This window comes from Cellulomonas sp. P24, from assembly GCF_024704385.1.
GTDB lineage: Bacteria > Actinomycetota > Actinomycetes > Actinomycetales > Cellulomonadaceae > JAJDFX01.
Window position 1 is genome coordinate 1455477 of the sequence record NZ_JAJDFX010000002.1, and the last position, 25205, is coordinate 1480681.

21 protein-coding genes are annotated in these 25205 nt (G+C 73.4%); 9 read left to right on the forward strand and 12 right to left on the reverse strand.

All coding sequences use genetic code 11. The annotated features are described in order from the left end of the window. Nucleotides 1–27: 27 nt before the first annotated feature. On the reverse strand, nucleotides 28–768 hold the full coding sequence (locus tag LJB74_RS06785; RefSeq protein ID WP_259307818.1) for a TetR/AcrR family transcriptional regulator: 741 nt from the start codon (nucleotides 766–768) through the stop codon (nucleotides 28–30). Between the two features lie 130 nt (nucleotides 769–898). On the opposite strand from LJB74_RS06785, the gene LJB74_RS06790 reads away from it, so the two are divergent. Further along, entirely contained in the window at nucleotides 899–1918 is a 1020-nt protein-coding gene (locus tag LJB74_RS06790; RefSeq protein ID WP_259307819.1) for an NAD-dependent epimerase/dehydratase family protein, read from the forward strand. Nucleotides 1919–1975: 57 nt separating this feature from the next. Here LJB74_RS06790 and purN read toward each other — a convergent pair whose 3' ends face one another. Beyond that, complete coding sequence (purN, locus tag LJB74_RS06795) at nucleotides 1976–2686, reverse strand: phosphoribosylglycinamide formyltransferase (RefSeq protein ID WP_396125131.1); 711 nt, start codon at nucleotides 2684–2686, stop codon at nucleotides 1976–1978. Between the two features lie 190 nt (nucleotides 2687–2876). On the opposite strand from purN, the gene LJB74_RS06800 reads away from it, so the two are divergent. Beyond that, on the forward strand, nucleotides 2877–3287 hold the full coding sequence (locus LJB74_RS06800; RefSeq protein ID WP_259307820.1) for a hypothetical protein: 411 nt from the start codon (nucleotides 2877–2879) through the stop codon (nucleotides 3285–3287). Here the strand turns inward: LJB74_RS06800 and LJB74_RS06805 are convergent. The 6 genes from LJB74_RS06805 to LJB74_RS06830 form a co-directional block, all read right to left on the reverse strand. After that, nucleotides 3236–4624 (reverse strand): DUF6350 family protein, encoded by a 1389-nt coding sequence (locus LJB74_RS06805; protein ID WP_259307821.1) that lies wholly within the window; start codon nucleotides 4622–4624, stop codon nucleotides 3236–3238. The genes LJB74_RS06800 and LJB74_RS06805 overlap by 52 nt on opposite strands. A 95-nt stretch (nucleotides 4625–4719) precedes the next feature. Continuing rightward, nucleotides 4720–5607, reverse strand: a complete 888-nt coding sequence (gene sucD, locus LJB74_RS06810) for a succinate--CoA ligase subunit alpha (protein WP_259307822.1) — start codon at nucleotides 5605–5607, stop codon at nucleotides 4720–4722. Between the two features lie 32 nt (nucleotides 5608–5639). Then, nucleotides 5640–6830: an ADP-forming succinate--CoA ligase subunit beta gene (gene sucC / locus LJB74_RS06815; RefSeq protein WP_259307823.1), complete on the reverse strand. Its 1191-nt coding sequence runs from the start codon at nucleotides 6828–6830 to the stop codon at nucleotides 5640–5642. Nucleotides 6831–6963: 133 nt separating this feature from the next. Further along, entirely contained in the window at nucleotides 6964–9558 is a 2595-nt protein-coding gene (gene pcrA, locus LJB74_RS06820) for a DNA helicase PcrA (RefSeq protein ID WP_259307824.1), read from the reverse strand. A 160-nt stretch (nucleotides 9559–9718) separates the two neighbouring features. Continuing rightward, a complete protein-coding gene (locus LJB74_RS06825) occupies nucleotides 9719–11299 on the reverse strand; it encodes a methyl-accepting chemotaxis protein (protein WP_259307825.1) in 1581 nt (526 codons plus the stop codon). A gap of 121 nt (nucleotides 11300–11420) precedes the next feature. Further along, nucleotides 11421–11771, reverse strand: coding sequence for a hypothetical protein (locus LJB74_RS06830; RefSeq protein WP_259307826.1), 351 nt, complete (start codon nucleotides 11769–11771; stop codon nucleotides 11421–11423). 591 nt (nucleotides 11772–12362) lie between these two features. Between LJB74_RS06830 and LJB74_RS06835 the strand changes: the two genes are divergently transcribed. Genes LJB74_RS06835 through cobA form a run of 7 tightly spaced genes read left to right on the forward strand, consistent with a single transcriptional unit; the run spans nucleotide 12363 to nucleotide 20012 of the window. After that, entirely contained in the window at nucleotides 12363–14114 is a 1752-nt protein-coding gene (locus tag LJB74_RS06835) for a nitrite/sulfite reductase (RefSeq protein ID WP_259307827.1), read from the forward strand. After that, the gene (locus LJB74_RS06840) at nucleotides 14111–14923 is read left to right on the forward strand and encodes a phosphoadenylyl-sulfate reductase (protein WP_259307828.1); all 813 of its coding nucleotides are present in this window, start codon (nucleotides 14111–14113) and stop codon (nucleotides 14921–14923) included. Before LJB74_RS06835 ends, LJB74_RS06840 begins: the two co-directional genes overlap by 4 nt. Beyond that, on the forward strand, nucleotides 14920–15918 hold the full coding sequence (cysD, locus tag LJB74_RS06845) for a sulfate adenylyltransferase subunit CysD (RefSeq protein WP_259307829.1): 999 nt from the start codon (nucleotides 14920–14922) through the stop codon (nucleotides 15916–15918). The genes LJB74_RS06840 and cysD overlap by 4 nt, the downstream gene beginning before the upstream one ends. After that, the gene (locus tag LJB74_RS06850; RefSeq protein WP_259307830.1) at nucleotides 15918–17225 is read left to right on the forward strand and encodes a sulfate adenylyltransferase subunit 1; all 1308 of its coding nucleotides are present in this window, start codon (nucleotides 15918–15920) and stop codon (nucleotides 17223–17225) included. Before cysD ends, LJB74_RS06850 begins: the two co-directional genes overlap by 1 nt. 36 nt (nucleotides 17226–17261) lie before the next feature. Then, on the forward strand, nucleotides 17262–18041 hold the full coding sequence (locus LJB74_RS06855; protein WP_259307831.1) for an ABC transporter ATP-binding protein: 780 nt from the start codon (nucleotides 17262–17264) through the stop codon (nucleotides 18039–18041). Beyond that, nucleotides 18031–18714: an ABC transporter permease subunit gene (locus LJB74_RS06860; protein ID WP_310650826.1), complete on the forward strand. Its 684-nt coding sequence runs from the start codon at nucleotides 18031–18033 to the stop codon at nucleotides 18712–18714. The genes LJB74_RS06855 and LJB74_RS06860 overlap by 11 nt, the downstream gene beginning before the upstream one ends. Nucleotides 18715–18725: 11 nt before the next feature. Next, a complete protein-coding gene (gene cobA, locus LJB74_RS06865) occupies nucleotides 18726–20012 on the forward strand; it encodes a uroporphyrinogen-III C-methyltransferase (RefSeq protein WP_259307832.1) in 1287 nt (428 codons plus the stop codon). On the opposite strand, the gene LJB74_RS06870 is transcribed toward cobA, so the two are convergent. The 4 genes from LJB74_RS06870 to LJB74_RS06885 all read right to left on the reverse strand — a co-directional run bounded on the left by LJB74_RS06870 (nucleotide 19972) and on the right by LJB74_RS06885 (nucleotide 25170). Further along, nucleotides 19972–21258, reverse strand: coding sequence for a PQQ-like beta-propeller repeat protein (locus LJB74_RS06870; RefSeq protein ID WP_259307833.1), 1287 nt, complete (start codon nucleotides 21256–21258; stop codon nucleotides 19972–19974). The two genes, cobA and LJB74_RS06870, sit on opposite strands and share 41 nt — an antisense overlap. Before the next feature lie 304 nt (nucleotides 21259–21562). After that, entirely contained in the window at nucleotides 21563–23086 is a 1524-nt protein-coding gene (locus tag LJB74_RS06875) for a PQQ-like beta-propeller repeat protein (protein WP_259307834.1), read from the reverse strand. 84 nt (nucleotides 23087–23170) lie between these two features. After that, nucleotides 23171–23848: a response regulator transcription factor gene (locus LJB74_RS06880; RefSeq protein ID WP_259307835.1), complete on the reverse strand. Its 678-nt coding sequence runs from the start codon at nucleotides 23846–23848 to the stop codon at nucleotides 23171–23173. Then, entirely contained in the window at nucleotides 23845–25170 is a 1326-nt protein-coding gene (locus tag LJB74_RS06885) for an ATP-binding protein (protein ID WP_259307836.1), read from the reverse strand. Before LJB74_RS06885 ends, LJB74_RS06880 begins: the two co-directional genes overlap by 4 nt. Nucleotides 25171–25205 lie beyond the last annotated feature (35 nt).

The window sequence follows — 25205 nt, forward strand, 5'->3', positions numbered from 1 at the left end:
CGAGGCAAGGAGGCGCCAGGTGGTGGCTCACACCTCGGCGTGCAGCCCGACTCCGGCCGCGGCGGTGGCGATCGTGACGTCGAACAGGAGCGCAGGGTCTCCGGCGATCCCGTGCAGGTGGCCGAAGAGCTCGGCCGTGAGTGCCCCGATCAGGCTCGTGAAGAGCGTCACCGACCGGGCGACGGCCTGGGCGACGGGGCGCGGTGGCACCGCGCCCGGTGCGGCGAGACCGGAGAACGCATAGACGGACGGGTCGAGGGTCGGTCCGGGGGTGAAGTCGGGACCCGCGGGTCGCAGGGTGTGGTCCTCCAGCCCGGCCCGGAGGATCCCGGCGATCACGTCCCAGATCCGGACCGCCGCAGGCACGGTGTCCTGTGGCGCCCGATACCCGGGGACCGGGGTCCCGTAGATCAGCTCGAAGGAGTGCGGGTTCTCGAGTGCCCAGGCGCGGACGGCTCGCGCGACCGCGAGCCAGGTGGACGCGGGGTCGGCGCCGTCTGCTCTCGCGGCGGCGGCGGCATCCTCGGCGACCTGGCCGACCGCGTCGTACGCGTCGATGATGAGCAGCGTGAGGAGGGCGTCCCGGGACGCCACGTACCGGTACACCGCCGACGAGGCCACCCCGAGGTCGCGCGCCACCGCACGCAGGGACAGGTTCGCCGGCCCGTCGGCGATCAACCGGGAGCGCGCGCTCGCCAGGAGCTCCGTCATGACCTCGACCCGGGCTCGGTCGCGCGCGGACTGGGGAACGCTCCGCTCCGTCGGCACCGCCCGATCATCGCGCGCCGAGAGCGGCGATCGCAAACGAGAGCAGCGCTCTTGACTCCGGACCCTCCCGCTGAGAGCATCGCTCTCAGAAGAGAGCGGTGCTCTCACAACGGATCGATCGGAGCAGACCATGTCTCGCCACCTCGTCCTCGGCAAGGGGCCCATCGGGACGACCCTCGCCGGCCATCTCGCCGCGCAGGGCCACGACGTCGTCGTCGTCAGCCGCACAGGTGCACCGACGGCAGGTCACCGCGCCGCCCCGGTGACGACACCGCACGTCTCGGCGACGACCTCGACCGCCGTCTCGACATCCGCGGCCACCCGGCCCGGGCGCTTCGCGCACGCGGCGGCCGAGGCCACCGATGTCGCGCGCCTCACCGACCTTGCCGCCGGGGCCGAGGCGATCTACAACTGCGTCAACCCGCCGTACCACCGGTGGCCGGCCGACTGGCCCCCGGTCATGTCGGCACTGCTCGACGTCGCGGAGGCGACCGGAGCCGTTCTCGTCACGGCGGGCAACCTCTACGGCTACGGCGCGGGGACACGACTCATGCGCGAGGACTCACCGCTCGCGAGCGCCGAGAGCAAGGGTCTGACCCGCGCCACGCTCTGGCACGACGCCGAGCAGAGGCACCGCGCCGGGCGCGTCCGCGCGACCGAGGTGCGTGGAAGCGACTACCTCGGTCCCGGCGCGGGCTCGACCGCCCATGCCGGAGACCGGCTGATGCGTCCCCTTCTCGCCGGCGCGACCATCCGTCCTGTCGGGTCCGCGGACCAGCCGCACACCTGGACCTACCTCCCGGACTTCGCCCGCGCTCTGGCCGCCGCCGCGGTGGTCGAGGCCGCGTGGGGCTCGGCCTGGCATGTCCCCTCACCCGAGCCGCTGACGTTCCGGGAGCTTGCCGGGCGGTTCGCCTCCGCCGCCGGAGCCCCCGAGCCACGGATCCGTCCCCTCCCGATCGGGATGGTGCGCGCGCTCGGTGTCGTCTCCCCGCTGATGCGCGAGGTGGCCGCGGTGGGCTACCAGTTCACCGAGCCGTTCGTGATGGACTCCGCATCGTCTGCGCAGGTCCTGGGTCTCACCCCGACTCCCTGGCCGACGATCGTCGACGCCACGCTCGCCGCCTGGCCGTCCGCAGCCCACCACTGATCGTCGCCGGCCGGACCGCGCCGGCACCGCTCCCGGCACCGGCGGCGGAACCCACGGTCAGCCGACGCGGACCTGTCGACCGTCGATCTCGAGACCGCCGCGCGCGATCCGGCCGACCCAGTCGACCAGCAGCTGCCGTTCGGCGATCTTGATCCGCGCGTGCAGCGACGCCTCGTCGTCGTCCGGGAGGACCTCGACGGCCGTCTGCGCGACGATCGGCCCGGTGTCCGTCCCCGCGTCGATCACGTGCAGGGTGCACCCGGTCACGCGGACACCGTAGGCGAGCGCGTCACGCACGCCGTGCGCGCCGGGGAACGCCGGCAGGAGGGCGGGGTGCGTGTTGAGGATCCGCTCGGGGAACCGGTCGAGGACGGCAGCGCCGAGGATCCGCATGAACCCCGCGCTCACGACGAGATCCGGCCGGAACACGGCGATCGCCTCCGCGAGCGCGGCGTCCCAGCGGCTGCGGTCGGTGAAGTCCCCCGGGGTGACGACCACGGTCGGGACGCCGGCCTCGCGCGCGAGGTCGAGGGCGGCGATGCCGGTCTTGTCCGCCACGACCCCGACGACGCGGGCGCCGTACGCCGGGTCGCCGTGCGCGGCCAGCAGGGCGCCGAGGTTGGTGCCGGTGCCCGACACGAGCACGACCACACGACGCGCCGACGTCGTGGCGACGGGTTCCCCGGAGGGCGTGCGGACCGGCGGACGCGGGCCTGGACGACCTGCGGTGTCGGCAGGGACGTGCGGGGACCTGTCGGCTGGGCTCACGTCCTGGACTCTATCCGCGTGCGCGACAATGGACCGTCGGCGGACCACAGCCGACCCCAGCAGAGCAGGGAAGGACGCGGTGAGCAACCCGTACGCGCCACCGTCCGGAGACGGACGACCGGGCCCCGTCGGCCGACCTCCTCACGGACCGACCGGATCCCCGCCGGCACCCCCGCCCGCCCGTCCACCGATGCCGCCCCGGCAGCCGGACCCGGAGGCGATGCGGCGGACGAGTCGCCACGTCATGCACTTCGGGGTCCTCATGCTCGCGACCCTCCTGGTCAGCTCGCTCCCGTTGCCGTGGCAGGCGGCGGCCCTGCTCTTCGCGATCGCCGCGCTCGTCGAGGGGATCCGTGGCCTGCGATCGGCGTGGACGGCCGGGGTGCGTGGCGCTCTGGTCCCGATGCTCGTGATGGGCATCGCGGCCTCGTCGTTGCTGACCGTCGGCACCGCCGGGATGATCGCCCTCTGGCCCATCCAGATGGAACGTCAGACGTGCCTGCGTGACGCCCTGACCATCTCGTCGCAGGAGCAGTGCGAGAACGCGTATCAGGCCTCGCTCGACTCGCTCCGCTCCCGGCTCTCCGGAACCACGCCCTGAGCTGACCCGAACGCACGGCGGGCCGTCCGGACCACCGCGGCCCGGACGGACGCGTCGGCGGGAAGCATGACGAGCAGCGCGCCGAGCAGCACCTCCCCGGCGACCGCCGGTCCGACCGCCCACGCCTGGGCACCGACGTCGAGCATGCGCCCGGGGCCCACCGCACCGCCGGCGAGCACCACGAGGGCGGCCGCCCCGAGCCCGGCGGTCCCGGCGAGAACCGCTGCGGCCGTCAGGGCCTGCCACCACGGTCCGCCCGGACGTCGCCGGAGCGTCCACAACCCGCACACCGCCCCGACCGCCACGAGGACGACCGGCGCCCAGCGGAGCAGCCCACCGGCACCGTCCGGCTGCGGCAGGGCACCGAGCAGCGGGAGCGCCGGGAGCGGCCCGGCGACGACATGGCCCGGTGAGAACAGCGACCCTGCCCCGACGGCGAAGCCCGGACCCGCCAGCCAGGACAGGCCCCACACGACCAGGTTGGGCACGAGCACGGCCTCGGCGAGGCCGAGCACGACTCCCCCGACGGGATCCAGCCCGAGACCGGCGAGGAGGTCCGAGATCGTCGCGCGACCGCCCAGCACCCAGGCGACGACGAGAGCGCTCGAGGCGAGCACCAGCAGGGCGAGGGCCAGCACACCACCGGCCGCCCCGACCCGCACCGGGGCCGGGATTCGCACCCAGCCGACGCGGGTGACCTCGCGCAGGGACGGTGCGCCCGGCCGCGCCAGCAACCCGGCGCCGAGCCCGATCCCGCCGACGACCGCCGCACCCAGGAGGGTCAGCACGATCCCCTGCGCCGTCCGGTCCACGACCACGGCGACGACGACGGCGACGGTCACGTAGGCGCCGACCGCCCCGAGGAACCCCGACCGCGTCGCACGCCCGGAACGCCGCGCGGACGCGTAGCAGGAGAACAGCGCCAGACCGGTGATCCCGAGCGGGACGATCGTGACGGTCGCGCTGGAGGTGACGATCGGGACGCCGTGGGCGAGCAACCACAACGACGACGCGAGTGCGGCCGAGCCCTGCCACCCGACGTCGGCGTTCGTCGGGTCGGCCGAGGTGGCGACGTACGTGGCGAGCGCCGGGGCGACGACCACGAGCAACGAGAGCAGCGCCGCCTGGACCCCGGCGAGGACGCCGGCCGCCCACCGGGGCGCCCCGTCGATCGCGCTGCCGGTCCAGCCACCGGCGACCGAGCCCCGCAGCGACTCCCAGCCACCGTGGACCCGCGCGCCCATCGTCCCGACCAGCCCGGGCTCGGCCTTCCGGGACGACGGCGCCCCGGTGCGGGTCGGGCGACGGGTCGGGAGGCGGAGCGAGGGGGACTTCACGCCTCCATGGTCACCCGGGCAGGGACGAGAGGCGGCGAAGGGGGCCGCCACGCCGGTGCGTGTCGGCCCCCTCGCATCCGAGTTGTCGGGCGTGCTCAGGCGAGCAGGGCCCGCATGAGCTCGGCGGTCTCGCTCGGCGTCTTGCCGACGCGCACGCCGGCGGCCTCGAGGGCCTCCTTCTTCGCCTGCGCCGTGCCGGACGAGCCGGAGACGATCGCACCGGCGTGCCCCATGGTCTTGCCCTCGGGGGCGGTGAAGCCCGCGACGTACCCGACGACGGGCTTGGTGACGTGCTCGGCGATGAACGCCGCGGCACGCTCCTCGGCGTCCCCGCCGATCTCGCCGATCATGACGATCGCGACGGTCTCCGGGTCGGCCTCGAACGCGGCGAGGGCGTCGATGTGCGTGGTCCCGATGATCGGGTCTCCGCCGATGCCGATCGCCGTCGAGAACCCGATGTCACGGAGCTCGAACATCATCTGGTAGGTCAGCGTGCCGGACTTCGACACGAGACCGATCGGGCCGGGGCCGGTGATGTCCGCCGGGATGATCCCGACGTTCGACTTTCCGGGGCTGATCAGGCCGGGGCAGTTGGGGCCGATCAGCCGCACGCCCTTGGCCTGGGCGTAGGCGAAGAACTCGGCCGTGTCGGCGACCGGGATGCCCTCGGTGATGATGACCACGAGCGGCACACCGGCGTCCGCCGCCTCGATCACGGCGGCCTTGGTGTGGGCCGGCGGCACGAAGATCACCGAGACGTCCGCACCGGTCGCGGCGACCGCGTCGGCCACCGTGCCGAACACGGGGACCGCGACGGTGCTGTCGCCGACGGTGAAGTCGACCGATGTGCCGGCCTTGCGCGGGTTGACGCCGCCGACGACCGTCGTGCCCGAGGCGAGCATGCGGGCCGTGTGCTTCTGGCCCTCGGAGCCGGTCATGCCCTGGACGATGACCTTGGAGGACTCAGTCAGGAAGATTGCCATCTGTCAGTTCTCTCGTCTCTGCGTCAGCGGTCTCAGGCGGCGTCGCGGCGGGCGGCGGCGAGGGCGGCGGCCGCGTTGGCGCCACCGTCCATGGTGTCGGCGAGGGTCACGAGCGGGTGCGCCGCCGCCGAGAGGATCGCGCGGCCCTCGGCCACGTTGTTGCCGTCGAGGCGGACGACGAGCGGCTTCGTCGCGTGGTCACCGAGGATCTCGAGAGCGGCCACGATGCCGTTGGCGACGGCGTCGCACGCGGTGATCCCGCCGAAGACGTTGACGAACACCGCCTTGACCTGCGGGTCCGAGAGGATGATGTCGAGGCCGTTCGCCATGACCTCGGCCGAGGCGCCGCCACCGATGTCGAGGAAGTTCGCGGGCCGGACCCCGTCGTGGGACTCGCCGGCGTAGGCGACGACGTCGAGGGTGCTCATGACGAGCCCGGCGCCGTTGCCGATGATGCCGACCTCGCCGTCGAGCTTGACGTAGTTGAGGCCCTTCTCCTTGGCCCGGGCCTCGAGCGGGTCGGCCGCGGCGACGTCCTCGAGCTCGGCGTGGTCGGCGTGCCGGAAGCTCGCGTTCTCGTCGAGGGTGACCTTGCCGTCGAGGGCGACGATCGCGCCGTCCTCGGTGCGCACGAGCGGGTTCACCTCGACGAGCGTGGCGTCCTCGGCCTGGTAGACGGTCCAGAGCTTCTGGAAGACCTCGGCGACCAGAGGCGCGACCTCGGCGTCGAAGCCGGCCGTCGCGGCGATCTCCGCGGCCTTGGCGGCGTCGATCCCGACGAGCGGGTCCACGGCGACGCGGGCGAGGGCCTCGGGGCGCTCGACGGCGAGCTGCTCGATCTCCACGCCGCCCTCGACCGATGCCATCGCGAGGTACCGGCGCTCGGCGCGGTCGAGCAGCACCGAGAAGTAGTACTCCTCGGCGATCTGGGCTCCGGCGGCGATCATGACCCGGTGGACCGTGTGGCCCTTGATGTCCATGCCGAGGATCTCGGCGGCCTTCTCGGCGGCCTCGTCGGCCGACCGCGCGAGCTTGACTCCGCCGGCCTTGCCGCGTCCGCCCGTCTTGACCTGCGCCTTGACGACGACCACACCGGGCTTGCCGCCGAGCAGCTGCTCCGCTCCGGCGCGGGCCTGCTCGGGTGTCGTGGCGACCACGCCGCCGAGCACGGGAACCCCGTGCTTCTCGAAGATGTCACGTGCCTGGTACTCGAACAGGTCCACCTGGCTTGGTCCTTCCGTCGACCCGCGTGCGACCTCGGTGGCCGCAGCGCCCCGACCGATCGTAGCCGCGCCGCGCAAGTATCTTCACATCGAGAGATGTTGGCTCGGCCACATCGACGGCCGGGCGGACGCGTCAGAGCTTGGTGACCGGTGAGTACCGCAGCAGCAGCCGCTTGGTGCCCTCGGTGCCGAAGTCGACCTTTGCGACCGCGTTCGGGCCGCCGCCCTCGACACCGACCACGGTGCCGAGGCCGTACGCGTCGTGCGTCACGCGGTCGCCGACCGCGAGGCTCGGGACCTCGGCGTCCGGACGCGGCGTCGCGGAGCCGAAGCGCGGACCGTCGGCCGCGGGCACCCCCGTCTTCCGCGCGGTGTCGCTGCGCCCACCGGCGCCACGGGTGGTGTACCCGCCCGAGCCGTGCGCGCCAGAGCCGTACCCGCCGGAACCGAAGCCGCCCGCCCCGAACCCGCCGGGCCCGCGAAGCGCTGACATGGACGACTCGCGTCGACGCCAGTCCAGCAGGTGCTCCGGGAGGTCGTCGAGGAACCGGCTCGGCGGGAACTCGTTGGGCACCCCCCACGCCGTGCGCACGGCGGCGCGCGAGATGTACAGCCGCTCCCGGGCACGGGTGAGCCCGACGTAGGCCAGGCGCCGCTCCTCGGCGAGCTGGTCGGTGTCGGCGAGGGACCTCATGTGCGGGAAGGTCCCGTCCTCCATCCCGGTGAGGAAGACGACCGGGAACTCGAGGCCCTTGGCGGTGTGCAGGGTCATGAGCGTCACGACGCCCTGGTCCACGGTCGAGGTCTGCGCCGCGTCGTCGCCGCCCGCGTCGGGGCTGGGGATCTGGTCCGAGTCCGCCACCAGGGACACCCGCTCGAGGAAGTCCGCGAGGTCACCCTCCGGCTCGCTCTGCTCGAACTCGCTCGCCACCGCGTGGAGCTCCGCAAGGTTCTCGACCCGGGACGCGTCCTGCGGGTCGTCGCTCCCGCGCAGCTCCGCGAGGTAACCGGTCCGGTCGAGGACCGCACCGAGCACCTCCGCCGGCCCGGCACCGCTCGAGGCGAGCGCGCGGAGGTCCGTCATCAGGTCCGCGAAGGTGCGCAGCGCGTTCAGGGACCTGGTCGCGACGCCGGGGACCTCGTCGACACGGTCGAGCGCGGCACCGAACGAGATCCGCTCGCGCTCCGCGTAGGCCGCCACCATCGCCTCGGCCCGGTCGCCCAGACCACGCTTGGGGACGTTGAGGATCCGCCGGAGGTTGACGTCGTCGTCGGGGTTCGCGATCGCGCGCAGGTACGCGACCGCGTCCTTGATCTCGCGACGCTCGTAGAAGCGGGTGCCACCGACGACCTTGTACGGCAGGCCGACGCGGATCAGCACCTCCTCCATGGCGCGGGACTGGGCGTTCGCGCGGTAGAAGATCGCGACGTCGCCCGGCCGGACCCCGTCGGAGTCGGCCAGTCGGTCGATCTCCTCGGCGATGAACCGGGCTTCCTCGTGCTCGTTGTCCGCGACGTACACGACGATCGCGGCGCCGTCGCCGGAGTCGGTCCACAACCGCTTGGGCTGACGCCCGGGATTCCGGGAGATCACCGCGTTGGCGGCCGAGAGGATCGTCTGCGTCGAGCGGTAGTTCTGCTCGAGCAGGATCGTCGTGGCGTTCGGGTAGTCGTGCTCGAACTCGAGGATGTTGCGGATCGTCGCACCGCGGAACGCGTAGATCGACTGGTCGGAGTCCCCGACGACGGTCAGCTCGCCGGTCTCACCGGCCAGCTCGCGCACGAGCGTGTACTGCGCGTGGTTCGTGTCCTGGTACTCGTCGACCAGCACGTGCCGGAACCGTCGGCGGTAGTGCTCGGCGACCGCCGGGAACGCCTGCAGCAGGTTGACGGTGGACATGATGAGGTCGTCGAAGTCGAGCGCGTGCGCCTGCCGCAGCCGGGTCTGGTACCGCTGGTAGACCTCGGCGAGCGTCGCGTCGAAGTCGTTCCCGGACCCCGCGGCGGATCCCGACACCCGTGCGTACGTCTCGGGGTCGACGAGCTCGTCCTTGAGGGCCGAGATCTTCGAGGCGAGCGCCTTCGCCGGGAACTTCTTCGGGTCGAGGTCGAGCTCGCGGGAGACCATCGTCAGCAGGCGCTGCGCGTCGGCGGAGTCGTAGATCGAGAAGCCGGAGCGAAGTCCGAGCGTCGCGGCCTCCTTGCGCAGGATCCGCACGCAGGCCGAGTGGAACGTCGAGACCCACATCGACCTCGCGGCCGGGCCGACCAGTGCCTCCACGCGGTCGCGCATCTCCGCCGCGGCCTTGTTCGTGAACGTGATCGCGAGGATCTCGCCGGGCCGGGCCCGCCCGGTCGCGAGCAGGTGACCGATCCGGTGGGTCAGGACGCGCGTCTTGCCGGAGCCCGCGCCGGCGACGATGAGCAGCGGACCGCCGGCGTGCAGGACGGCGGCACGCTGCTCGGGGTTCAGCCCGACGAGCAGGCGCGCGGCCTCCTCGGCGTCGGGCCGGCCCGTGGCCCCGGTCGTGGAGCGACCGGACGGCCGGTCGCCGAGCGACTCGTCGCGTCCCTCTCCGCCGACGGACGTGGTGCTGCGCGCGGAGGACTCAGGGACGTCGTCGGCGTCACGCAGCTCGTCGTCGTCACGCGGCGCGACCACGGGCAGGCGGGCTGCTGCGGTGGGGCCGAGTCCGGGCAGGGGGAGGTTCTCGAAGAGCGACGTCATGGCACCTCTAGCCTAGGCAACGTCACCGACACCCACCGACACCCACCGACAGCCGCAGCCACCCCGAGGCCCGGCTTCCCCCGGGCGCCGGACCGCCCACCGGAGCGGCCCGGATCCCGCCCGACGCTCCGCTTCCGGCGGCGCAAGGTCTCAGGCAGCCTCAGGCTCGGTACACCGTCACCGCGGACTTCAGCCCGGCCGAGGTCCCGACGAGCTCGCGGGCCTCGGAACGGATCGTCTCGAGCTCACGGGTGGTCTCCGCGGTGCCGTGACCGACCTCCTCGAGGTTCGTGACCATCGTCCGGCTGTGGTCGGCGACGCTCGACACGCTCTCGGCCATCGCCGACGTCGTCGCCGTCTGCTCCTCGACCGCACCCGCGATCGTCACCTGGTAGTCGTTGATGCGCCCGATGATCTCGGCGATCTCGGCGATCTCGGCGGCGGCCTCCTGGACGGCGGTCTGGATGGACTCCACGCGGTCGGAGATGTCACCGGTGGCCCGGGCGGTCTCCTGGGCGAGCTCCTTGACCTCGCCGGCGACGACCGCGAAGCCCTTGCCGGCGTCCCCGGCCCGCGCGGCCTCGATCGTCGCGTTGAGCGCCAGCAGGTTCGTCTGCTCGGCGATCGCCGTGATGACCTTGACGACGCTGCCGATCTCGGCGGACGAGGCGCCGAGGGCGGCGACGGTCTGGTTGGTCGTCTCGGCGACCCGCACCGCGTCCGCAGCGATCCGCGCGGCAGCGTTCGCGTTCTGGGAGATCTCGCCGATCGACGCCCCCATCTGGTGCGTGCCGGAGGCCACCATGTCGATGCCCTCGCTGACCTGCAGCGCGGCGGCGGTGACGGCAGCGGTCTGACGCTGGACACCGTCGGCCGTCCGCGCCATGCCGTCGCTGCTCCCGACGAGCCGGCCGGCTGCTGCGTCGAGCTGGGCCACTGCTGCCGACACCTCGCTGGCGACCGACGCCGACCGGTCGAGGGTGCGGTTGAGCGCAGCGCCGAGCTGCTCGAGCTCGGTCCGTCCACGTCCGGTCTCGAGCCGCGTCGAGATGTCCCCGCTCGCGAGCACCTGCGTCGCGTGGCGGATCGGGCGGACAATGCTCCGGCCGACGACCATCCCGAGACCGGCGACGGCAGCCAGGATGGCGAGGGCGCTGAGGCCGAGCGCCCGGGTGTCGGCCAGCGCGACGCTCTGGACGTCGTCGACGTAGATCCCCGACCCGACGACCCAGCCCCACGGGGCGTAGCCGGCGACGTAGGAGACCTTCGGCTGCGGCTTGTCGGAGCCCGGCTTCGGCCAGAGGTAGTCGACGAACCCGGCGCCGTGCGCCTTGACCTCGTCGACGAACGCGACGAAGAGGTGCTTCCCGTCGGGGTCGACGGTCGCGCTCAGGTTCGTCCCGTCGAGCTCCGGCTTGATCGGGTGCGCGATCATCGTCGGCGTCATGTCGTTGATCCAGAAGTACTCGTTGCCCGCGTACCGCAACGACAGGACGGTGTCGATCGCGGCCCTCTTCGCCTGCGCCTCGGTGAGGGTCCCGGCGGCCGCCTCGTCCCCGAAGTGCGTGACGACGCCGAGCGCCTCCTCGACGACCGAGCGCGTGGCGTTCTCACGCTCGGTCATGATGCGGGTGCGGATCTGCGCCGCGGCGATCGCGGCGAGGCCCGCCATCCCGAGCGCGACGACCACGACGACGGCGACGAGGCGGGCAGAGATCGACAAGGACGACAGTCGGCGCATGGGGGGCTCCTGGGGGAGAGAGGACGACTCCCCTCCCCTATCGGCCGAGTCCGTTGCGCCGTAAGGGGTACACCCGGGACGTCACCCGCCCGGGTGCACGACGGTCAGCCGAGCGTCGCGCTCAGCTCCACAGCACCGCGAGGCAGACGTTCACGACCACGAGGCCGGCGATCGCCCCGAGGAATCGCGTGGTGACCTTCGCGGGCTCACGGGTCCCGACGATGACGAGCGCCGTGACGACGATCGCGATGACCAGCTTGATGCCGAACTTCGCCATGACGAGCTTGGGGTCGCTCGGGTACACCGAGTCGTGCATCCCGACCATCGCGATGCCGGTGACCAGGGCGGTGAGGATCCCATGGAGCACACCGGGCGCGATGCGCGGGGACTTCATCGACACCAGGGTGCCACCGAGCACGATGGCCCAGCCGAGCAGGTGCAGGACGAGAAGGATGCCGTAGACGATGGTCATGCGCCCACCCTAGGTCACGTGCTGACATCTTGTCGCAAACCTGCCGTCAGCCCGATGCGCGCCCGGCTGGACACCGCGCCATCCCAAGGAGCGGGCACGCATGGACATCAGGTGAGACGCCACCTAGCCTCGTCGCGTGACGTACCGACTGAGCGCCGCCCGCGCCCGCACCACGACCGCCTCGGCGCGTCGTGCGTGTTGTTGTCGTTGACCGTCGCGTGACGCGGTCCGCCTCAGCGCCTCGTCGCTGAGCGCAGGACACCCCGCCACCACCCGAGGTACCGCCCCGGCCGTCTCGTCGCCGACGACCTCCTGCGCGCACGCAACCAGCTGAGCCCGCGCGCGACGTCGGCCACGCCCACCGCGGCCGGTCGCCACGCTGGTCCGCGCCCGTCCGGCCCCTCGGTGATCTGCGCGGACCCGGCTCCTGCCTCGGTCCCCGCACGCCCCTCGCGTCACGTGCCCGCCGCCGGCACGCCCTCGCCCCTGCGCCGGTCCCGCGCACCGGGACCTGCTCACCTCGCCCCCACCCGCCCCGGCACGTCCGCCCGCACACGTCCGCCCCGATCCCCGGAGGAACCGAGCACCGCCATGACGCCTACCCGAGCCACGCCCGCCAGCACCCTCACCTCGACAGACGCTCCCGCCGCCGCGGTGCCCGCACGTCCGCGCACCACCCGGTCGAACGGCCAGTGGGCCGTCGACGGTCGCACCCCGCTCAACGCGAGCGAGGAGATGAAGGCCGAGGACAACGGCCTGAACGTGCGCGAGCGCATCGAGCGCGTCTACGCGGTCCAGGGCTTCGACTCGATCGCCGACGACGACCTGCACGGGCGCTTCCGCTGGTGGGGCCTGTACACGCAGCGCAAGCCCGGGATCGACGGCGGACGGACCGCGACGCTCGAGCCGCACGAGCTCGAGGACCGCTACTTCATGCTCCGGGTGCGGGTGGACGGCGGCGCACTGACGACCGAGCAGCTCCGGACGATCGGCGGGATCTCGACCGCGTTCGCCCGCGACACCGCCGACATCACCGACCGGCACAACATCCAGCTGCACTGGGTCCGCATCGAGGACGTCCCCGAGATCTGGCGGCGGCTCGAGCACGTCGGGCTGAGCACGACCGAGGCGTGCGGCGACGTCCCGCGCGTGATCCTCGGCAGCCCGGTCGCCGGCATCGCGGCCGACGAGATCATCGACCCGACCCGCGCGATCCAGGAGATCGCCCGGCGGTACATCGGCGACCCCGAGCTCGCGAACCTGCCGCGCAAGTTCAAGACCGCGATCACCGGGCACCCGAGCCAGGACGTCGTGCACGAGATCAACGACGTCGCGTTCGTCGCGACCGTGCACCCGGACCTCGGCGCCGGGTTCGACCTGTGGGTCGGCGGCGGGCTCAGCACGAACCCCCGCCTCGGTGAGCGCCTCGGCGCGTTCGTGTCCGAGGAGCTGGTCCCGCAGGTCTGGGTCGCGGTCACCTCGCTCTTCCGTGACTACGGCTACCGCCGACTGCGCACCAAGGCCCGGCTGAAGTTCCTGCTCGCGGACTGGGGTCCGCAGGAGCTCCGGCGCGTCCTGCAGGACGAGTACCTCGGCTTCGCGCTGCCCGACGGACCACCGCCTCCGCAGCCGACCCGCTCCGGCGACCACGTCGGCGTGCACCGCCAGAAGGACGGCCGGTACTACGTCGGCGCCGCACCGTACGTCGGGCGGGTGTCCGGATCCGCACTGACCGGTGTGGCCGACCTCGCCGACGCCGCCGGGGCGCACCGGGTCCGCCTCACGCCGTACCAGAAGCTGCTCGTGCTCGACGTCCCCGAGGACCACGTCGACGCCGTCGTGTCCGGTCTGCGCACGCACGGCCTCGAGACCGACCCGAGCCCGTTCCGACGGGCGACGATCGCGTGCACGGGCATCGAGTTCTGCAAGCTGGCGATCGTCGAGACCAAGGCCACGGCCGCCCGCGCGATCGACTCGCTCGAGGAGCGCCTCGGCGACCTCGGCGACCTGACCCCCATCCGGCTGCACGTCAACGGCTGCCCCAACTCGTGCGCCCGGATCCAGACCGCGGACATCGGCCTCAAGGGTCAGCTCGTCCTCGACGACGACGGCACCCAGGTCCCCGGCTACCAGGTGCACCTCGGTGGCGGTCTCGCGTCGGCCGACCGTGAGGAGGCCGGGCTCGGCCGCACCGTGCGCGGGCTCAAGGTCACGGCCGACGGCGTCCCCGAGTACGTCGAACGCGTCGTGCGCCGGTACGTCGCCGAGCGCGAGACGGGCGCGGACGGACCCGAGTCGTTCGCCGTCTGGGCACACCGCGCGGACGAGGAGGCGCTGCGATGAGCACCCCGACGACGCCACGCACCTCGGCGCTCCCCGGTCTCCGGGTCGCGCCGACCGCCGCGACCACCTCCACACCGACGGTGCAGGTCACTCGCCGGCCGCGTCGCACCGCGGACGAGCTCCGGGCCGTCGTCGAGGAGGCCGCTCCCCGGCTCGCCGACGCCGGCGCGCAGGGCGTGGCAGCGTGGGCTGTGCAGGAGTTCGGCGGGTGGCTCGCGGTCGCGTGCTCGATGGCCGACGCCGTCCTGCCTCACCTGGTCGCTCAGGCGGGCCTGGCCGCCGGCGTCGCGCCGGTCGACGTGCTGTTCCTCGACACCGGCTACCACTTCGCCGAGACGCTCGCGACGCGGGACCTCGTCGCGGCGCGGCTGCCGGTCCGGGTCGTCGACGTCACGCCCCGGCTCAGCGTCGCCGAGCAGGACGCCGCGCACGGCGTCGACCTGTACGCCCGGGACCCGGGCGCGTGCTGCCGGATGCGCAAGGTCGAGCCGCTCACGGAGCAGCTCGCCGGCTACGAGGCGTGGGTGACCGGCGTGCGACGCGAGGAAGCACCGACGCGTGCCGGGACGCCCGTCGTCACGTGGGACGCGGCGCACGGGCTCGTGAAGATCAACCCCCTCGCGGCGTGGACCTTCGACGAGCTGCTCGCGTACGCGGCCGAGCACGAGGTCCCGCTCAACCCGTTGCTGGACGACGGGTACCCGTCGATCGGCTGCCGCCCGTGCACCAGCCGCGTCGCCCCCGGAGCAGACCCCCGGTCCGGCCGTTGGGCCGGGCTGGCCAAGACCGAATGCGGGATCCACCCATGACCACCACCGACGCACCGACGACCCCCCGCGACCACGCGGGCGCCGGCAGGCAGCCGGGCACCGGCGACGAGCTCGGGCCGACCGCGACGAGTACCGCACCACGCGAACGCCGCCTGACGCAGCTCCAGGCGCTCGAGAGCGAGTCCGTGCACATCATCCGCGAGGTCGTCGCGGAGTTCGAGCGACCCGTGCTGCTGTTCAGCGGCGGCAAGGACTCCGTCGTGATGCTGCACCTCGCGGTCAAGGCGTTCTGGCCGGGACCGGTGCCGTTCCCGGTGCTGCACGTCGACACCGGGCACAACTTCCCCGAGGTCCTCGCGTTCCGGGACGCGACGGTCGAACGCCTCGGGCTGCGCCTCGAGGTCGTCCGCGTGCAGGACTACCTGGACGACGGACGACTGCGTGAGCGGGCGGACGGGACGCGCAACCAGCTCCAGACGATCCCGCTGCTCGACGCCGTCTCACGTCACGACGCGGTGTTCGGGGGTGGGCGCCGGGACGAGGAGAAGGCGCGCGCCAAGGAGCGCGTCTACAGCCTGCGTGACGAGTTCGGGCAGTGGGATCCGCGTAACCAGCGGCCCGAGCTGTGGAACCTCTACAACGGTCGGCACCGGCCGGGTGAGCACGTCCGCGTCTTCCCGCTGAGCAACTGGACCGAGCTCGACGTGTGGCGCTACGTCGCGGTCGAGCAGATCGCGCTGCCACCGCTGTACTACGCGCACGACCGCGAGGTCTTCTCCCGCGACGGCATGTGGCTCGCCGTCGGGCCGCACTCGATGCCTCGCGCAGGCGAGGTCCCGACGACGCGCCGGGTGCGCTACCGGACCGTCGGTGACGCGTCGTGCACGGGCGCCGTCGAGAGCGACGCCGTCCACGTGGACGACGTCGTGCGGGAGATCGCGGCCACCCGGATCACCGAGCGAGGCGCCACCCGGGCCGACGACCGCGCGTCGGAGGCCGCCATGGAGGACCGCAAGAAGGAGGGGTACTTCTGATGAGCACGCTGCTGCGACTGGCCACGGCCGGTTCCGTGGACGACGGCAAGTCCACCCTCGTGGGCCGTCTCCTGTACGACTCCAGGTCGGTGCTGACCGACCAGCTCGACGCGGTCGAGCGTGTGAGCCGTGACCGCGGGCTCGAGCAGACCGACCTCGCGCTGCTGACCGACGGCCTGCGCGCCGAGCGCGAGCAGGGCATCACGATCGACGTCGCGTACCGGTACTTCGCGACGGCCCGACGCTCGTTCATCCTCGCCGACTGCCCCGGTCACGTGCAGTACACCCGGAACACCGTGACCGGGGCGAGCACCGCGGACGCCGTCGTGCTGCTCGTCGACGCGCGCAAGGGGCTCCTCGAGCAGACGCGGCGGCACCTGGCCGTCGCGAGCCTGCTGCGGGTGCCGCACGTGGTCGTCGCGGTGAACAAGATCGACCTGGTCGACTTCGACGAGGCCACCTACCTCGCGCTCGCGGCGCAGGTCGGTGCGGCCGCGACCGACCTCGGGCTCGCCGACGTGCGGACCCTGCCGGTCTCGGCCCTCGCCGGGGACAACGTCGTGGACCGGTCCGGCCGCACCCCCTGGTACGGCGGGCCGAGCCTGCTCGAGCTGCTCGAGGAGCTCCCGGCCGGCGACGACCCGTCCGCGGAGGCGTTCCGGTTCCCGGTGCAGGTCGTCCTGCGTCCGCAGGGTGCCGCGCGCGACGCACGCCACCGTGACTACCGCGGGTACGCCGGGCAGATCGCGGCAGGCGTCGTCACGGTCGGCGACGCGGTGATCGCCCTGCCGTCCGGGCGTCGCAGCACCGTCGTCGGGATCGACACCGCTGACGGCGAGCTCGCCGAGGCGTTCGCGCCGCAGTCGGTGGCCCTCCGGCTCGCCGACGACATCGACCTCGCGCGGGGCGACCTGCTCGCGGCCGTCGCCGACGCCCCGGTCCCGACGCGGGAGCTCGCGGCCACGATCGCCTGGTTGTCCGACCGCACGCTGCTCCCGGGCACACGCGTGCTGCTCAAGCACACGACCCGCACGGTCCAGGCGGTGGTGCGCGACGTCGTCGGGCGCCTCGACCTCGATTCGGCCGAGATCGTCCCGGCCGAGCAGCTCGGGCTGAACGACATCGGGCAGGTGCAGCTGCGGCTCGCCTCGCCCGTGGTGGCCGAGGAGTACGTCGACGCGCGGCGCACCGGCGCGTTCCTGCTGATCGACCCGCACGACGGCGCGACGCTCGCGGCCGGGATGGTGGGCGAGCCGCTCGCGGAGGCGCGGTGTCCCGGACGCCGCCCCGCCCAGTACGCGATCTGACGCGTACGTCCGCACGCCCCAGCTCGAGAGGCCCTCATGACGACGACCCTGATCGACGACGCCGCCCGTCTGCGCACGACGCCCGCGGTCCGGCTGCACCAGGTGGGCAAGCGGTTCTCCGCCCACGGGACCGCTGCCGTGGACCGTGTCGACCTGACGATCGCACCCGGTGAGTTCGTGTGCCTCGTGGGCGCGTCCGGGTGCGGGAAGACGACGTTGCTGCACCTCGTCGCCGGGATCGAGACGCCGACGTCGGGCACCGTCGAGGTCGCGGGTGCAGGTGTCGGGACGGGGGCAGCCGTGATGTTCCAGGACGCGGCCCTGTACCCGTGGCTCTCGGCGCGCGGCAACGTCGAGCTCGCGCTGCGCCTGGGCGGCGTGGCGCGGCGCGAGCGGCGTGCGCGCGCCGAGGACCTGCTCCGGCTGGTGCATCTCGGGGAGCGCGGCGAGTCGGCCGTGCACGAGCTCTCCGGCGGGATGCGTCAGCGGGTCGCGCTCGCGCGGGCCCTCGCCCAGGACCGCGAGGTGCTCCTCATGGACGAGCCGTTCGCGGCGCTCGACGCGATCACTCGCGACCTGCTGCACGACGAGCTCGAGCGGGTCTGGCGTGCGACCGGGCGCACGGTTGTGCTCATCACCCACGATGTGCGCGAGGCCGTGCGTCTGGGGCAGCGCGTCCTGCTGATGGCGGGCCGGCCGGGGCGGGTCGTGCACGAGTGGCAGGTCGAGGATCGTCGTGAGCCGGTGGCCGCCGCCGCCCTCGCGGCCACGATCACCGACCGGTTGCGCGAGGAGATGCACCGCGATGCCCGCTGACCACTCCCTGCTGACCGCGCTCGCGACCAGCCTCGGGCGCGGCGTCGTCGGGTTCGTGCTCGCCGTCGCGATCGGCACGCCGATCGGGATCGCGGTGGCACGCGTGCGCTGGGTCCGGACCGCGCTCGGGCCGCTCCTGAAGGCCCTTCAGGTGCTGCCGTCCGTGGCGTGGGTCCCGGCTGCGGTGCTCTGGTTCGGGCTCACCGACGCGACGGTGTACTTCGTGGTGCTCGTGGGGTCCGTCCCGTCCGTCGTGACCGGCCTGGTGACCGGCATCGACCAGGTACCGGCGTGGTACCGGCGCGTGGGCACCGTGCTCGGCGCCGGACCGCTCGCGATGACCCAGCACGTGATCCTGCCGGCGGCCCTCCCCGCGTACGTCTCCGGGCTCCGGCAGAGCTGGGCGTTCGCGTGGCGGTCGCTGATGGGCGCCGAGCTGATCGCCGGTGGCGACCGTCTCGGCTTCGGGCTCGGTTCGCTGCTCCACGACGGCCGGGTGCGGGACGACCTCCGCACGGTGCTCGTCGCGATGCTCCTGATCCTCGCGGTCGGCGTCGTGGCGGAGCTCGCCGGCTTCGCGCCGCTCGAGCAGCGCCTCGCACGCCGCCGCGGTCTCGTCACCGAGGTGGCCCGGCGACCGCGCCGCGGGCTCGCTCCGGAGCTGGCCCGGTGAACGCGTCGCAGGTGAGTGGGCCCACCGGGCGGTCGGCTGGGCAGCCGGGCGGGTTCGACCACCCGGACTACCCACTGACGCTGCGGGTCGCCGGTCGCCGCGTTCTCGTCGTGGGCGGCGGTCCGGTGGCTGAGCGACGGGTTCGCGGGCTCCTCGACGCCGAGGCCGACGTGCACGTGGTCGCCCCCGAGGTGACTCCCGGTCTCGGTGCGCTCGCAGCAGCGGGCCGGCTGACCTGGCGTGATCGCGTGTACCGCGACGGCGACCTCGCCGACGCGTGGCTCGTGCACACCGCAACCGGCTCGCGCACGGTCGACGAGCGCGTCGCGGCCGACGCGGAGGTCGCACAGGTGTGGTGCGTCCGCACCGGCGACCCTGCGGCCTCGGCGGCGTGGGTTCCCGCGGTGACCCGCGTCGACGACGTCCTCGTCGCGGTCAACGCCGGCGGCGACCCACGCCGTGCGATGCGGCTCCGGGACGCCGTCACGACGCTGCTGCGCTCCGGGCGCCTGCCGCTCCGGCGCCACCGACCGGGCCCGGGTTCTGTCGCGCTGGTCGGGGGCGGCCCCGGCGACCCCGGTCTGCTCACGGTCCGCGGGCGAACCCTGCTCGCCGAGGCGGACGTCGTGGTCGTCGATCGCCTCGCGCCCCGAGCGGTGCTCGCCGAGCTCGACCCCGACGTCCTCGTGGTCGACGTCGGCAAGTCACCCGGTCACCACCCGGTCCCGCAGGACGACATCAACGCGCTGCTCGTCGAGCACGCGCGGGCCGGACGCCGAGTAGTACGACTCAAGGGTGGCGATCCGTACGTCTTCGGCCGCGGCTCCGAGGAGGCCTCCGTACTACGGGAGGCCGGGATCCCGGTCGAGGTCGTCCCCGGTGTCACGAGCGCGGTCTCGGTCCCGGCAGCCGCCGGTATCCCGGTCACCCACCGGGGTCTGTCGCGCGGGTTCAGCGTCCTGACCAGCCACGACGAGCTGCACACGCTCCCGCCCACCGAGCAGCACACGATCGTGCTGCTCATGGGCGTGAGCCGGCTCGCAGAGAGCTGTGACGCCCTCGTCGCGGGCGGTCGCTCGCCGCACACCCCGGTGGCCGTCGTCGAGGACGGCTACGGTCCCGGCCAGCGCGTCACCACTGGAACGCTGGCGACGATCGCGGCCCGGGCGACGGAGGTCGGCGTACGGTCACCGGCCGTGACGGTGATCGGCGACGTCGTGCGGCTCTCACCGGCGTGGGGCGTTCCCGCGACCGGTGTCACCCCAGCGCGACCAGGCGTCCCCCTGGCGTCGTGGTGAAGAGCTGGCCTGCGAGCACGAGCAGGGAGACCACGCTCCCCGTCAGCGTGCTCGTCCACACGAGCGACCCGTCGGACAGGCTCACCGCCCGCAGGGTCGAGGCGACCGACGACGCGCTGATCGTCGTGACGTACAGCGACTGACCGTCGGTCTCGAGCGTCGGCATCGGGCCGTAGTGGTTGCGACGCGTCCACCGGACCGTGCCCGTCTCGGCGTCCTGGGAGCGGAGCACGTTCGAGCTCACCGAGTACACGGTGCCGTCGAGCACGACGACCGAGTCCGCCGGGCCGTCGACGTGCCAGCGCTCGGCCCCCGTCGCGAGGTCCCACGCCGTCAGCCGCGCACCGCCAACAAGGAGGAGGTCCGGGGCCGACCCGTCGTCCACCCCGACGAGGTTCTGCACGGTGCCGGACGTCACGACGCGCACCCCGGTGTCGAGATCCGTCACGGTCGTCTCGCCGCCGAACGGCGCGAACGTCGCCCGCAGGAGGTGCCCGCCGGTCGTGCGCCAGATCGACCACGTCGTGCTGGTCCGCAGGTCGCTCCAGTGCCCCTGCACCACGCCGGTGCCGGACACCTCCCACGCCAGCGCACCCGCGTCGACCACCACGTGGCCGGCGAACACCCGGAGACCCGGAGACGACGCTGCGGCACCTGCTGGATGGGTCAGGTCGGTCGTCCACACCACGGAACCCGTGCGGGGGTCGATCCGGGAGAGCTGCACACCCCCGGTCAGGACCCGTGAGACGACGATGTCCGCGCCGAGCCCGGCGATCACGTCCGTCGGTGCGGCCGGCAGGGTCGACAGGACGGCCCCGGTCCGTGGGTCGAGGACGTCGAGGTGCACCTGGGTGGGCACGGATCGCGCACCGGCGTCGGCGGACGTCGCCGCGTCGACGACCATGCACACCAGCACCGCGCGGTCGGTCCCGGCGACCGGACCGTCGGCCAGCGCGCAGCGGCCCACATGACTGCCGGCGCCTTCCAGCGGCCGCGACCACACGTCGGTGCCGGTCTGCGGGTCGATCCCCCGGACGACCGTGCCGTCCGGTCCGCTCCAGGTGTCGACCATCACCCCGCCGACGTCATGGGCGCCGGCAAGGTCGGGCTGCCGGTCCGTCGCCCAGAGCTCGTTCACCGGCCCGACGACCGGCGAGACGACCCCCGGCACGCCCGCCAGCCGTGCCAGTCGCCCACGCTCCCGCACCACCTGGACCACCGACGACGCCGTCGCCACGAGCGCCACGACGACCAGAGCGGCCCAGAACCGCCGCCGGCGCCAGAGCGACCGCGGTGCGCGGCGCTCGTCGGCGTCGACCGGCCCGCCGACCGTCCCGGTCGGCGGGTGGATCTGCGGGTCGGCGGAGATGGGGTGCGTCCTTCCAGGTCAGGTCGTCGGAGAGCAGCGGCCCGGACCGTCCGCGGGCGTGGGGACGGTGGTCCTCCGACGTCGTGGCGCGCAACCACGGTGCGAACCGGTCGGGATGCTCGTCCTGCACGGTACCCGACGTGCCCCGCGAGAACCCTGTCGAGAGCGTGTGGTGACGGTCTCAGCCGAGCACCGTGAGCCGGCCTGCCTCGGTGTAGCTGAGCACCGCCAGGCGACCACCGACCACCTCGAGGGCGTCGAAGCCCTGCGACAAGGTGCTCGTCCAGGTGACGGTCCCGTTCTCGAGGTCGAGCGCCTCCACCGTCGAGACGCTGCTGCCCGCAGGGGTACTCATCACGATGAGCGAGCGTCCGTCGGTCGCCAGCATCGCCGGGCTCGCGGAGAAGCTGTGGTGGGCTGTCCACCGGGTCGCCCCGGTCCGTGCGTCGATGGCGCTGACCGTTCCGGCCCCCACCGCGTAGACCGTGCCGTCGAGGACCACGAACGCGTCGATCCCGTGGTGCACCCGCCAGATCACGTGACCGGTCCGCAGGTCGTACGCGACCGGGTCGGATCCCGCGACCAGCAGGAGGTCCGGAGCCGAGCCGTCGTCCACCGTGGCGAGCACCGAGTTCTGGTACGCGAGCCTGAACGTGGTGTTCTCGCCGAGGTCGGTGATCACCGCCGTCCCGTCCGTGACGACGTACGTGCTGACTGTCGCATCTTCTGGCGGTGCGGCGACCTGGACGTACGTCGCGCGGAGCACGTGCCCACCAGCGGTCCGCCACAGCGAGTAGACGCCATCGGTCGACAGCCCGCTCCAGGACCGCAGCTCGGTACCCGACGCGGAGACTTCCCACACCTCGCCCATGTTCTGGACCAGAAGGACACCGCCGGACTCCTGGATGCCGGTCGACGACCCGCCACCACCAGGCGGGTCCGGGTGGCGTGCCGTCCACGCCACGGTCCCGGTCCGCGGGTCCCAGCGTCGGACCGTGCTCTCACCCCCGGTCGGACCCGTCTGGTGGGAGGCGATCGCGACGTCGCTGCCGAGCGCGGCGATCGTGTCGAGCGGGTCCGCCCGGACCGTCCCGAGCACGGCACCGGTGCGCGGGTCGAGCGTCGCCAGGTGCACCTTCGCGGGCGGCCCGAGGCTCGAGTCGCCCGCAGGTGCGAGCTGCGCCTCGTCCACGACGAGGCACGCGAGCACAGCCTTGTCCTGACCGGAGACCGGGCCGTCGGTGAGCACACATCCCCCGCCCCACGTGCCCGGGACGGCCACCTGGAAGGACCACCTCACCGCTCCCGTGGTCGCATCGATCCCCCGAACGGTCGGCACGCCGGTCCCGGATCGCACCGTGCCGATGAGATCACCACCGACCTCGCCGAGCGCCTGGAACGTCGCGTCGACCGACCACCGCTCGTGCACCGGCCCGTCGATCGGCGCAGCGATCCCCGTCACCCCGGCCAGCTGGGCCAGGCGCACCCGCTCCTGCACCGCGTGCACCACGGAGGGCGTGACGCCGACCAGCACCACGAGCCCCGAGGCGAGCCACCACCGGTACCGGCGCCGCCACCCGACCCGGACCGGCGCGGGTCTTCCCGCCTCACCCTCCGGTCGCCCGGCCACCGCCGACGGCCCGCCGTCCGGCTCCACCTCGACGAGCTCGACGTCCTGCGTGCGCTGCGCGCGCTCACCGCCCATGCGATCCCCACCCCCGGGCACCGACCCTAGCGGCCGGCAGCACCGCGACCGGCGTGACAGCAACAAGCGTCACAGCGACAGGCGTCACAGCAACCGGCGCGCCGCCGCCCACCGGGTGAGCTCGTGCCGGGACGAGAGCTGGAGCTTGCGCAGCACCGCGGACACGTGCGTCTCGACGGTCTTGATCGAGATGAACAGCTCGCTCGCGACCTCGCGGTAGGTGTAGCCACGGGCGATCAGCCGCATGACCTCACGCTCGCGCGCCGAGAGCCGGTCGAGCTCGTCGTCGGTGATCGCGACGTCGCCGCCGACCACCCCGAACGCGTCGAGCACGAACCCGGCCAGGCGCGGCGAGAACACGGCGTCGCCGCCGGCGACGCGCAGCACCGCGTCGACCAGGTCGGGGCCGGAGATGGCCTTGGTGACGTAGCCGCGTGCACCGGCGCGGATCACCGCGACGACGTCCTCGGCGGCGTCCGAGACGGACAGCGCGAGGAACTTCGAGTCGCACAGCACGTCGGCGCAGGCGCGGATCACCTCGGCGCCACCACCGCCGTCACCGCCAGGCAGGTGCACGTCGAGCAGCACGACCGGCGGCCGGAACCGCCGGACGACGGCGATGGCCTCGTCGACCGACGCGGCCTCGCCCACGACGCGCACACGGTCGTCGAGCGACGCGCGCACCCCGGTGCGGAACATCAGGTGGTCGTCGACGAGCACGATGTCGACCGGCCCCGGCTGCCCGGTTCCCGACTCGTTCATGGGGTCTCCATCCCTGCAGGTCGCGGAGCGACCGGGTCGTCGGCGAGCGCCCCGGGCCCGTCCACGGGCACGGTCAGGTGCACCTCGGTCCCCCGCTCCGGGTCCGACCGTACGCTCGCGGTGCCACCGCGTCGTGTCACCCGACCGATGATCGACTCCCGTACGCCGAACCTGTCCTGCGGGACGTCGGCGAGGTCGAACCCGTCGCCGCGGTCGCGGACGAACACCTCGACGGTCTCCGGGGACACCTCGAGGTAGAGCGACACCGGCGGACGCCCGTGCACGACCGCGTTGACGAGCGCCTCCCGGGTCGCCTGGAGCAGCGCGCGGGTGTCGTCGTCGGGGACGCGGTCGCCGACGACGACGACGTCGATCGCCACCGCGCCGGTCTGCCCGGGCATGCGACCGTCCTCCACCTCGGCGACGACCGCCCTCAGCGCCGTCGCGAGCGACGTCCCCGCCGGGGCCCGGTCGCTGTAGAGCCATTCGCGCAGCTCACGCTCCTGGGCCCGGGCCATCCGGGCGACCTCGTCCGGCTGGTCCGACCGGGCCCGGATGAGCGCGAGGGTCTGGAGCACCGAGTCGTGCAGGTGCGCCGCGATGTCCGCCCGCTCCGACTCGCGGGCCCGGGCGGCGCGCTCGTCGCCGAGCTCCGAGACGAGCCGCAGCCACCACGGCGCGAGCGCGAGCGCCGCACCGGCGAGCACGGCGATCGCCGCCACTGCGGAGCGGACGAGCAGGATGGGCGACTCGTCCTGGCCGATCAGCAGCAGCACCCCGGCGCCGACGAGCGTGAGCCCGCCGGCGAGCCGGAGGACGCTGACCGGGGTGCGCCCGCCGGCCCGCGAGCGCCAGAGCTCTCGCTGCCCCGCGTCGAGCTGGCTCCAGGCGAGCGCGATGCCGCCGAGCAGCAGCAGCGTCGGCAGCACCCACGACCACTGGATCTGCGCCCCCTGCCGGACCGCGACCAGCGTCGCGGCGACGAGGACGAGCAGCAGGCCGATGCCGATATCCGTGACGGGGACCTGCCGGGCGTCCTCCCGTAGCCGCGGCGCGAGCCGGGCCATCGCGGCCGGGCGCAGGTCCTCGGCGATCTGCGCCGGATCCCCGCTCGGGACCGTCACCCACCAGAAGACGTACAGCGCGGCGCCGACGCCCCCGACGGCGGTGAGCAGCACCATCACGGCGCGGACGAGCCGTACCGGGACGTCGAGGTGGGCGGCCAGACCGAGGCAGACCCCGCCGATCCGGCGGCCGTGCACGGGTCGGCGCAGCGGCAGCCGCTCTCGGCTGCCTGCCACGGTCCCGGTCGTCTGGCTCACCCCCTGATCGTCACACGCTCGGCTGCCCCTGGGTA